Origin of the sequence: Brenneria tiliae (assembly GCF_023347575.1) — a bacterium.
GTDB lineage: Bacteria > Pseudomonadota > Gammaproteobacteria > Enterobacterales > Enterobacteriaceae > Brenneria > Brenneria corticis.
Genome location: NZ_JAKPCB010000100.1, coordinates 65,436 through 73,166, shown reverse-complemented (window position 1 = coordinate 73,166; position 7,731 = coordinate 65,436). Strand labels below are relative to the sequence as shown.

The following is a 7,731-nucleotide window of genomic DNA, read 5'->3' as shown; positions in this document are numbered from 1 at the left end:
CTCAAGCGATGTTAGCTTTTACATACCCCCAATAAAAATAACAGCATTATTATATTTTAAAAATCCATTTACATCAGCGATACCCACTAATTACCGGAAATAAATAAACTTCCGCGCTTAGAAAGTGCGCTCCAGCTTCAGGCTGATATCGTTGCGATCGTAGGAGTAGAGCCAGTCCACGTTGCTCTTCACTTTATTATGACGCAGGGTCAGGACCGGAACGAAGCCGGCCGCCTGCCAACGCGGCGCTTTGAGGATCAAGGTATAATTCTGTTCGTCATCTTCCCTGCGGGCCGCCAGCAGGGCGTTGTATGCGTCGTAGTCCCGTACCCGGTAGGCGCCGAACAGCGTGGCGGAAAAACCGGAATAGTTCACGGCAGCGCCAAGGCGTAGCCCCGTCTGCCGGTAGCCGTTGGCCTCCAGCCGCGCATCGCTGTCCACCCAATCGACGCCGCCGAACAGCGTCCAGCCGGCGCCCACTTCATGATAATAGGTGGCGTACAGTTGGCGCGTTGCGCCGTCGAAATTATTGGCGTACGCCCGCCGCCGGTAGCTCATATCCTTATACTCGCCTTCCAGCTTTAGCAGCGCGTTGCGCCACGGTATGTAGCTCCAGTCGGCATGCGCTCCCCAGGCGCCGTAAAGCGCTTCCCTGCCCCATTGGTAATATTCGAAGGAGGGGGCCAACTGTAACTGATGCCGCCCGCCGCGATAGCTGTAGCCGCCCTGCGCCGTGAACGTGGTTTCGTTGTAGTCGCCGTGATGGCGATACTGCGCGCCATACAGGGACGATCGGAGATAGAGGCCGTGGCGTCCGCGCAGCGGTATGCGCCGCTGCGCGCTGGCGTCGAAGGCCAGGCCGCCGGCGGAGATGGCGTCCGGCAGCTTGCGCTCCACCAGACAGAGACCATTGGCCAACTGCCAGAGGCAGGTCTGGCTCGCCGAGGTGCGGTTGACATTATCGGACCAGGTCGGGCCGAAGGAAAAGGAGCCGTGCCAATCGCTGCGCTGTCTTAGCGCATTGCGGTAAGCCGCAATCGTCTTGCGCACTCCGGCCGTTTTGGGATCCGCGGCATTGATGGACGCCAGGATATCCGCAAACGCCAGTTCTGCCTCGCGCTCCTGACCGTCCTCGAACAGTACGCGCGCCAGTTCGAGCCGTGCGGGCAGAAAGGCGGACCGCAGCGCCAGCAGGGCGCGGAATTCCGCCTCCGCCTGCGCCAGCTGTCCGGCCGCGCGGGCCAACATTCCCCTGGCATAGTGCACCAGCAGGGGATCGCGGTCCGGCAAGGTTAGGTATTCATCCAGAAAACGCCGCGCCGCCCCCCACTGTCGATGCTGCAATGACAGATAGAGGGCCTGCCCCAACGCGGCGGCGGTACGTTCGACGGTATAGGTGCGGCCGTCAAGGGTAAGGGTCGGCCGGCTTGCGGCGGGTTGTTCCCGTTCGTCGCGCAGCAGTTCGCGCTCGCGCTCAAACGCCCGGCTCTCGATGCTCTGCTCCAGCAGGCGGCGCGTATCGTCGCGTTCCTGCGCCACAACGACGCCCGTCAGCGGCAGGCAGAGAAAAAAGATAAAAACGCGGATAATGGCGGCCACGGCAAATCGACCCGGCGTCGCCCACGGGAAAAAACGCTTTCTGCGCCATTGTTCTGATTGGATTACGGCGAACAAATCCAGCTGATACGACATAGATAGATATCCCGGAAAATGCCACTACGCACGTCCCGGCGACCATTGCGCCAGCGATTCAGGGACGAACGCGAAAAAGAGCAGAGGCAAGCTGGAGCAAGCCCCTGCTCCCGGTACATGCGCAAGCGGAATTCATCGTCGGCTATACCTCACTGCGGCTACGGCCGAGATGCTGACTTATTGCGCCAGAGTAATGGTTATCGCTCACGGATTTTTGCTGCCCCCAAAGGCGGTGTCCTGATTGCGATCGGCGAAAGTGACGATCCCCGCTACCGCCGCCGCGCCGGTGCCGAAGAAGTTACCGGCCAGATCGCCATTGGTGCCGCCGCTGCTGGCGACGTTCACGCCGTTGGCGGCAAGCTGTACGTCGGAACCGGTATTGGTGATAGCCCCGCCGGAGAAGGAAATATCGCCGGTGGAACTGGCCGTCAGGCCGTCAAAGTTGGCGGTAAGCGTACTGGTGGGCAGCGTCGCGCCGGTGTAGTTGTTGATCGACTGCACCGTGTAGGTTACCGGCGCGCCGGTAGGAAGCGTGGTGGCTACGTCGCCACTCTCACCCACGTACCAGGCGGTATGGGTGCCGGCGACCTTATCGCCGATGGCGCCATCACCTTCTGCCGCTTCGGCATCCCATTCGCCGAACCAGACATCCTGACTGCCCACCTGAGCAAAGGACCAGACGCCTATACCGCTGTGATCTATCGGCGTATCCGGACCAGGCGCGGCGCCATCGGCTACGATCTCGCGACCACTCCAGGTGTAGACGCCGGTACTATCCTGATAATCTGCCAGTGCGAAATGGGTTGCCGGCGCAAGCTGGTTTAACAACTGTCCGTCGACTCCAGCGCCAGCGACGCCCGGATTCTGGAAGGTTGCCGCTCCCAACCGGATACCATCGGTTTCGGTATAACTCTGCCCGCTGACGATATCGGCCTGAGCGGCACCGGCCGTGCCGGCAATTGCCAGGGCCAGCAATGTTTTTCTTAAAACAATATTCATTTTCTATTCCTCTCGAATGATTAACCTACGGATACTGCGTGTTGCACGCCAGGAAACGCCTTGATACAGGGCGTCTCCCGTATGCCCGGTAAAGCATCGCTGCGCTACTTTCCACCCAACCTAACCATTCATAAAAGATAAGCGATGCTTATATTGGTTAATATATATACACATCTCAACAAAGATACGAATAGTTATTATTGTTATTTTTATTCTTATTTGAGATAAAAAAGTAGAAATAGCTATAACGGGATAAGGTAATAAAAAAGGGTATAAACGCCGCCGGGGAAGTGACTCCCCGACAGGCTAGCGATCCCGCACGCTAAAGCGCACCGGCGCGGTAATGGCGTGCGGCATGCCGGCGGGCGGAGCGGGCACCGGCGAGGCGCGGCGCACCAGAGCCAGCACCTCCCGATCCAGTTCGGCGAAGCCCGAAGAGCGCGCCAGCTGCGCGTCCAGCACGTTACCGGCATCGTCGATGCTGAAACGGATAAACACCGTACCGATCTCTCCCCGCGCCCGCGCTCCCGGCGGGTACTTTTTGCGCCGTTCCAGATGGGCCATCAGGCGCGCCTGCCATTTAGCCGAGGTGGCGGAAGCGGCGGAGGCGCCGGCGGTAGATTGCCGCGCCGCGGTGCGCTCCGACGGGGCGGCCTGCGCCTGGGCGCGAACGGTCTGACGCGAAGCCGCCTGTTGCTGCTGGCGCGGCTTTGCTGCATCCTCGGGACGTTTGCTACGCTCGGTTTGCCGCTGCGGCGGCGGTTTGCGCGCCGCCGGCACCTTGAGCGCAGCCCGGTCATTCCGCTCAAGGCGCGGCTCTTTGAGCGGTTCGGGCGGCTGCGGCTGCGGCGTATATTCCTGCGGCTCGGGCGGCGGCTCCTTGGGCGTTTCCACCTTTTCCGCCGCCTGACTCGCCTGGGAATTCTGCCGTTCGGTTGATATCTCGTTATGGTCGGTGGCGGCGGCCTGCGGCATATCGGCCAGTTCGATCATGATGGAGGCGGGCGGCACGCTGTCGGCCGCCGCCATCAGCGGCTCGTGCAGCATCCAGAGAATGCCGCCGCTATGAAACGCCAGCGCCAGCAGGCTGGCGCAGCTCCAGCGCGCCGCGCCGACCAGCCCATCGCCATTATTCGCAAGAGAATTCATATCAGAATTTAACGGTCACGCTGCCGCGCACCGTACGGCCTGGTGCCGGCAACAAAGCAGCGCCTATAGCATCCACATAGTAGCGGTCCGTCAGGTTATCCACCGTCAGATCGAGCTGCACATTGGGGTTTAGCTTATAGCTGGCGTAGAGATCCACCAGTGCATAGGGGTTCCAGCGCGAGGCCCGAACAAAACCGACGCCCGACGATCCTTGAGTAACGCCTTCAGTGCCCTGGGTATCGTTCTTTGCATAGCGGCTGCCAATATAGTTCAGGCGTGCGCCAACGGTAAGATCCTGCTCCAGTAAGCGTGCCCCCAGATCCAGCGTCACCGTATCTTTCGGCGGCACCTGCTGCAGCGAAAAGCTGTTGTACAGCCCGCTGGCGGAACATGTTGCGTAGTTCGGATGTATTTTCCCCTGCGGCGCGCAGAACATTACGTGGGTATAGTGGTTCCATGCCAGGCTGCCGTAGTAGCGCCCGGTATCATACTGCGCCGAGACTTCAAAACCGCGCATCTCAGCATAGTCAAGGTTCAGCCGGCCCAGATTATAGTTGGGACGGCCCTTTGAGGTCAGCCCGCGATAGATATGCGAACGGGTAATATAGTCGTCGATATGGTTGGAGAAGTAAGCGGCGTGCAGGCGTAGCTTATCGTCATTTATAAAGACATTGTCTTTCAGGTAGTTAACACCGAATTCCAGGCTATTGTTACGCTCTGGCTTCACCGGATTCTCTGTAGCCGGAAAGTAAAAGGAGAGGCTGGTCAGGGATTCGAAAATGCTGGGGGAGCGCAGCACGCTGCCGTACTTGCCATAAACCTGGAGTCCATCCAGCGGCTCCACAGTTATGCTGGCAATGGGCGACCAACCGTTATCGGAACGTTTAAAAGATTCGCTATTACCCTGATAGTCATCCTGCGACTCGAAGTGCGAATAGCGCGCACTGCCGTTCAGGGTAAGCCAACTCAGCGGCTTCCACTCCAGCGAGGTAAAGCCGCTGCTCTCCTTGCGCCAGCCCTCGCGCTGAAGGCCCCAAAAAGACCTGTACCAATCCCGATCGACACCATCGGGCAAACCTACATTTTCCCTGGTAAAAGCGCCGCCGTATTCCAGGCTGAAATCCCCCACTTCAGTATAAAAGCGCGAGGTATTGGAGGCGGTAACACCGCGCCGCTCCGATCCCACCCAGAATCGTGTCACATTATTCCCAACGGGATCCTGATAATAAGACTCAGCCGCTGAGTTAATACGGTTATCCACCTCGGTAAAAAAGCTATCCACTTTCAGATTGATAAGATCGCTATCTTTCGGCTTCCAACGGTAGCGTGCGGTCCAGGTATCCAGATCGATGGAGCTAAGCAGCCCTTGCAAAGTGGAATCCATCGACGCTCTTCCTAAAACCTGGCCGTAATCGCTTAGATAGCGAGAGTAGGCCAGTTCCAGCGCATGGCCGTCGTTCAACTTTAGCTTGGTTTTCAGCAGCCAGGATTCATTATCGATAGAGGTATTGAGCACCTCTTCACCGGAGCGATAGAGGGTCAACCCATCATTTTTGATCGTTGGATTGCCATACTGGTTCCTTGCGTTGACTGGGCGAGCTCCATCACCGCCTTTTTTACCCGCATAGTAGTTACCGTTTTTGCGCTGCGCATAGGCCACCACCACCTCCAGATGCTCGGTGACGCCCGCTACAGCGATACTGCCGGAGCCGCCGGTCGGTTTAAGAAACGGCGGCCGATCCAATCCGTATTGCCGTCCCACGAAAGATTGGGGGACATAACCTCCAGAGGTTCCCGCCGCCGGCGGAGATGAACTATTAGTATTAAAACCGCCTTTCAGCCTTACGCCGAAACTATGGCCGGGCAACAGAATATCCTTTGCCCCGATGGTGCTGACGCGCACCACGCCGCCGCTGGCGCCTGTGGCGTCGGCTCCGGCGCTCGGCCCCTTTTCGATGGCGACCGAACCGATAAAGTCGGGGTCGATATAGCTGCGCGCCGTGGAACCGTTATATCCCTGATATGTGGTAGTCTCCTGCGTCGCCCCGTCGATCACCACCGGCACGCGTCCCTGCCCCTGCATACCGCGGATATTGACGTCCAGCGCGCCGGAGTTGCGCGCGTCGCCGTTCAGCACCCCCGGCACGCCGGACAGAAAATCCCCCACCGAGGTGCCGCGAAAGCGCTCCACCTGCTCGCCGGAGATATAGGCGCGCGAACCCGCGCCGCGATAGGGTTCGTCCGCCGGGCTGACGCCGCCCTCGCTGGTGACGGTAATGGTATCGAGCAGCAGAGAGTCATCGCCGACGCCCGGCGCATAGGCGTCGGCGATATCCGCCTCGATAGTGAAAGTGCCGGCGCCGATAGGGCGATAGGAGAGCCCCGATCCCTCAAGGAGTCGGGCCAGCGCCGCCTCGGGCGCGACAGTCCCCGAAATGCCCGGCGAGCGCTTGCCGGCGGCGACGCCGGGATCATAGGTCACCTGCCGCCCCGACTGGCGTCCGAACTCGGCGAGCGCCCCGGCCAGCGGCCCCGCCGGAATATTGAACGCCGTCTGCTGCGCGGTCTGGGCCCAGGCATCCTGCTGCATCACTCCCGTCGCCAGCGAAGCGCCGCCCAGATTTATCAAGGCGGCAATCAGCATCCGTCGCGCCCCGGGTTTATTTTTTAATTTTTTATTTATAAGCGTCATTCTTATCAGGCCCCAATTCGTTTCACACAATTCCCCGAATGGCCGACTGTCGCCGACTCCTGCTAATGGAAACGAATGAGAATGAGAATTTTTCACCCTGAAATGACAATTTTTACCGCGGCAATATTTGTGCTTATGGGAAACGCAACGGCCGTTTTTAGAGCACCATTAAGAAACCACCGTCAGCCAGGAGGAAAGCCGGCGCACCGTGCCGCCGTGCGGCTGCACCACCGCCTGCAGGGCGCTCTCCGGGGAGGTGAGGTTATACACGCCGCTGACGCGCCGCCGCCCGAGGTCCGGCGTGGCGATCACCACCCGGCCGGGCTGCCAGCGCGCGATCCGCGCGACAACGGAAGCGACGCTCTCCCGATCCACCACCAGCAGGCCGTCGCGCCATAAGGCGATCCGGCCCGGCTCGCGCCAGCCGCGCTCAACGCCGCCGCTCTCCTGGTCGAAGGTCAGCCACTCTCCCGCGGCCAGCGTCCCGCCGCCCCCCGGCGACGCGGCCACGGCCCGCCCGCGCTCGACGGCCACCGACAGAAAGCCCGCGTTCCAGCCAAGGTCGAACGCGCCGGCCGCCGCCACCTCAAGGTCATCGGCAAGCGCCTGAAACGGACGCTCGTCGTCCGGCGCCACCTCAAAGAACGCCATGCCGGAAAGCAGCTCCACGCGCCGGCCGTGCGGCGTGAAGCGCGAGCGAATGGCGCTGTCGGGGCCGAGCGCGACCAGCGTGCCGTCGGCCAGGGAAATGCGCCGCAGTTCTGCCGTCGCCGTTATATGGTCGGCCCGGGCGCGCAGCAGTACGGTCGGAGCGACCAGCGAGCCGACGCCCCATGCGGCCAGCGCCGCCGCGCCGCCGAAAACCAGGGAGCGGCGCGAGATGCCCGCCGGCGCCCGGCTTGCCCCGCGGCGGGCCTGCACCACCTGTCCCGCCATAACGTGGATATCCATGGCTTCGGCCCAGACCGCCTCATGGGAGGGATCGCGCCCACGCCAGCGCCGGATCTGCTCACGCACCAGCGGATTCGCCGGTTCGGTCTGCTGGCGGATGATGAGGTCAAACGCCTCGGCAAATAATTTATCGTCTTGCGACGTTTTTTCAGTCATAGATAAATCAATCCGGTGATAACGCCGCGCCAGGAAAAAAACCAAGGGAAAAGTCGATTTTCGCCTCTACGTTATCATTAACGAATGTAGGG

At 60.5% G+C, this 7,731-nt stretch carries 5 protein-coding genes; all 5 read right to left on the bottom strand.

Annotated features, from left to right (window positions below):
* Nucleotides 1–117: 117 nt before the first annotated feature.
* The 5 genes from MFP24_RS15645 to MFP24_RS15625 all read right to left on the bottom strand — a co-directional run bounded on the left by MFP24_RS15645 (nucleotide 118) and on the right by MFP24_RS15625 (nucleotide 7,684).
* On the bottom strand, nucleotides 118–1,692 hold the full coding sequence (locus MFP24_RS15645; RefSeq protein WP_249231409.1) for a surface lipoprotein assembly modifier: 1,575 nt from the start codon (nucleotides 1,690–1,692) through the stop codon (nucleotides 118–120).
* A 204-nt stretch (nucleotides 1,693–1,896) separates the two neighbouring features.
* A complete protein-coding gene (locus MFP24_RS15640; protein ID WP_249231410.1) occupies nucleotides 1,897–2,691 on the bottom strand; it encodes a Slam-dependent surface lipoprotein in 795 nt (264 codons plus the stop codon).
* Nucleotides 2,692–2,997: 306 nt separating this feature from the next.
* A complete protein-coding gene (locus MFP24_RS15635) occupies nucleotides 2,998–3,840 on the bottom strand; it encodes an energy transducer TonB family protein (protein WP_249231411.1) in 843 nt (280 codons plus the stop codon).
* 1 nt (nucleotide 3,841) lies between these two features.
* Complete coding sequence (locus tag MFP24_RS15630; RefSeq protein WP_249231412.1) at nucleotides 3,842–6,484, bottom strand: TonB-dependent receptor; 2,643 nt, start codon at nucleotides 6,482–6,484, stop codon at nucleotides 3,842–3,844.
* A gap of 216 nt (nucleotides 6,485–6,700) precedes the next feature.
* Nucleotides 6,701–7,684: a FecR family protein gene (locus tag MFP24_RS15625; RefSeq protein ID WP_249231413.1), complete on the bottom strand. Its 984-nt coding sequence runs from the start codon at nucleotides 7,682–7,684 to the stop codon at nucleotides 6,701–6,703.
* Nucleotides 7,685–7,731: the final 47 nt, after the last annotated feature.

What these genes read in the sequence shown, in the direction of transcription:
- MFP24_RS15640 (WP_249231410.1), bottom strand. Translation starts at nt 2,691, where the DNA reads ATGAATATTGTTTTAAGAAAAACATTGCTGGCCCTGGCAATTGCCGGC.
- MFP24_RS15635 (WP_249231411.1), bottom strand. Translation starts at nt 3,840, where the DNA reads ATGAATTCTCTTGCGAATAATGGCGATGGGCTGGTCGGCGCGGCGCGC.
- MFP24_RS15645 (WP_249231409.1), bottom strand. Translation starts at nt 1,692, where the DNA reads ATGTCGTATCAGCTGGATTTGTTCGCCGTAATCCAATCAGAACAATGG.
- MFP24_RS15630 (WP_249231412.1), bottom strand. Translation starts at nt 6,484, where the DNA reads ATGCTGATTGCCGCCTTGATAAATCTGGGCGGCGCTTCGCTGGCGACG.